Here is a 2778-nt window from a genome sequence, read left to right as displayed (position 1 = left end):
CAGATACAATTGGCATCGTCCACACGGCAGCCTAAAGTCCAAACCACCCATCAGTCGCCTCGATATAACCCTGGACAACCTGTTGAGGCTCCACACCTAGCTAACGAATATTCCGATCGCCAGGAATGTGATCGATACGGCGAACACCGAAGCGAGTAACCAGCGGGCTTGGTGGACGCTGTTTTCCATGTGCTCCTCCCGTAAACACAGGGCGAGCAACGAGTGCCGGCAGTCGCGGTTCCGGGCTGCATTACCGCCCCATCCTTTGCGACACCAAGTTCAGGCTTAGGTCCTGTTTCGGATCAGACCAAAGGCCCGCAAGCGGAACCTATGCAGCTGCCTGAGGATTGGTGCTTGGCGCAAGGCGATCGCGTTCAGCGCATCAGCCCTCACGAAGGAGACAGCTATGAGAATGTATCTTTCCACTGCGGCCGCGGGTTTTTTGCTGCTGGCAGGCGTCGGTGCCGCTGCCGCCCAGGACGTAGTCATCGAGCCTGAACAGGAGACGGTCATCAGGGAATACGTGAAAAAGCAGCCGCTCGCATCGGTGAAAATCCCCGGAGTGGAGCTCAATATCGGTTCGACCCTGCCCGAGACGGTCGAGCTCCATGAAGTCCCCAACACCAAATACCGCACTGTTGTTGTCGACAACCGGACCGTTGTCGTTGACCCGGGCACGCGTAAGATCATCAAAGTTATCGAATGACCTAAGCGACTGGGAGGCATCCCGCCGTGCCGAAAGGTGCGGCGGGCTTTTTTGGAACAGCTTATGGAGCGAAAGTTGCCGGTGATGACGGCGAGAAAGAAAGCAACAATCGGAACACATGCTACGCTACAACCAAGCCCAAGCCGATCAAAACAGCCCACACAATCAGCTTACCCCAATTCTTTCCGGCAGTTTCGACAGCAGATGGCTTTCCTTCCCTTTCGGTCGTCGTCTCGCCGTTTAGCGAACAATCCCCTGGTGATCCAACCGATCCGGCAGGCCACCGCGTTTGCGCGGGCATCTCCGGCCCTACGAATGGAGCCATGCCCCATCGGCTGTTTTGGCGTCGAAAGTAACGGGCACGCTGTGAATCACGCACGCTGCCGCCAATATCTCCTCCAACTCGTGATCGGTCGCGTTGCAAGCCGGCATGAGTTTCCGAAGGGCGCGGATTGCCTGTCCGATCGATAGGAAGCGGGCCTTTCCTATGGAAAGAACGTAGACTTCGGCGACTGTTTCAACCGTGACTGTGGGAAAAGAGTGAGTCATCGAGAATTCCTCCCTGAAACCCTGACCAACACGATTTCCGGCCAAATGTGGCGGCCTTCAACGCTCTGTCTGATTGCGGACGGTTAGGCTCGCCGCCCATTTCGGCCATTGGCTGTAGGCAATTCATTGAGTTGCTGACCCCTAGAGAGGCCGGCCGGCACGGCTCATTGCCCGTGCGATCGCAAGCTGCGCCTCGACCTTGGCATTTTCCTTTTGCGTCATGTTGTCTGCGGAGATCAGCCGGCGTAGCGAGCGCATGATCTCTCCACGGGCCCAGCCTGCTTCCAGCATGCAATCTACGATCGCCTGAAAGCTTGGCTCCATGGCCCTCTCACAATCGATCTCGCGATCGGGATATTCGCCGGAGCGTTTCGGCGGGCTTATTACCCGGTGCCGCTTTGTCCAGCTTGCGATTGTGATCCCGCAGGCCATGCCAGCACAGTCGGCAATCCAGTCGAATACATCCGGACCAGGACCTATCAGTTTCGCGCCCTGAACAACTTCAATCGCCACGCTCGAAAAAGCGAGGAGAACAATCAGCCTTGTCTTGTGTTTCGTCCAGCCGACACTTGCCAAGGCTGCCAAGACGGTGAATGCGGCGACGTGGATGAGCTTGCGATGATGCGTGAAGCTCACTCCCAAATTCTGCAGGAGCCACGCCGGAAAAAGAGCGAGCAGGAGGAGAACGCCGGCCAACGCGGCAAGGAAAGCAACCCTTGCCACGATCGGATATGAGCCAGCGCGCAACACTATAGGACAGCCCTTCATCCGAAATTTGCAGACGCCACCGCCAGCACGAAGCGGTCTAGAGCTGGGGCAGATTGTCAATTTCCAGCGGATCGGCGCATCGGCCGAATAGATGAAGGCCTTTGAAGCTGCGGCCAAAGAAGGCCAGATGCTGTTTCCTTCCGAATGGGGTCCCTTACAGCCGGCTAGGAGCTCCAGTCAGAGGAAACAACAAAGGCCAAGGCAGAAGCTATGGCGAAGAGATCGGCGCGAAGGCCAGATCGAAGAGATCACGCTGAAGGGGAAGCGCTAGCCGGTCAGCTTGGTGAAGTCGGGGCGGCGCGCGCGAACATGTGCCAGCAAATTCGTTTCATTGACGACCCCGGATTGAAAGAGAGCCAGCGTGGTCGAGGCCAGAATCTGGCCGTCTATCGAGGTGCTGTCCCATTTAGCGTCGGCGGTTATCTGGTCGACCACCCGCTGGCAGATCGCCCGATCTTCAGGTTTCAGGAACTGGCTTTCTTGTGCTCGCAGCATGTCGACGCCTTTGAAATTGTTACTGTGTCTCCCACGCGACAGCCGATGCGTGGATCTCCGAGAATGGACCGTAAACGCATTCAGACAGAAAATTGCCATTCGTTTGACCGGTGCACGCGAGGTCTTAGTCAAGAGGGTTGCTACTATGCGAGGACAACGCGCTTCGCTCTAGGCCGTGTGGACAGTTACCGCAACCATAGGACAATAGCCGCGAGAGTGACAACGGCGCGGTAATTGCGGGCGGTTTTCTCGAAGCGGGT

The 2778-nt window shown here is 57.1% G+C and carries 3 protein-coding genes and 1 pseudogene; 2 read left to right on the top strand and 2 right to left on the bottom strand.

Annotated elements, in window-relative coordinates; genetic code table 11:
• Together NKH12_RS30175 and NKH12_RS30170 are read left to right on the top strand one after the other, a co-directional pair.
• Positions 1 to 100: pseudogene (locus tag NKH12_RS30175) on the top strand (IS481 family transposase); the annotation flags it as partial.
• A gap of 306 nt (positions 101 to 406) precedes the next feature.
• Positions 407 to 706 (top strand): DUF1236 domain-containing protein, encoded by a 300-nt coding sequence (locus tag NKH12_RS30170; RefSeq protein ID WP_352956447.1) that lies wholly within the window; start codon positions 407 to 409, stop codon positions 704 to 706.
• Positions 707 to 1396: 690 nt separating this feature from the next.
• Here NKH12_RS30170 and NKH12_RS30165 read toward each other — a convergent pair.
• Together NKH12_RS30165 and NKH12_RS30160 are read right to left on the bottom strand one after the other, a co-directional pair.
• Positions 1397 to 1951, bottom strand: coding sequence for a VanZ family protein (locus NKH12_RS30165; protein ID WP_352956446.1), 555 nt, complete (start codon positions 1949 to 1951; stop codon positions 1397 to 1399).
• Positions 1952 to 2290: 339 nt separating this feature from the next.
• Complete coding sequence (locus NKH12_RS30160) at positions 2291 to 2518, bottom strand: hypothetical protein (RefSeq protein WP_352956445.1); 228 nt, start codon at positions 2516 to 2518, stop codon at positions 2291 to 2293.
• Between the last annotated feature and the right edge of the window lie 260 nt (positions 2519 to 2778).

It is taken from the genome of Mesorhizobium sp. M1322, assembly GCF_040318085.1.
Classification (GTDB): Bacteria; Pseudomonadota; Alphaproteobacteria; order Rhizobiales; family Rhizobiaceae; genus Mesorhizobium.
Note: the sequence above shows the minus strand (reverse complement) of the source record. Positions and strands in the feature narration are given on the sequence as shown.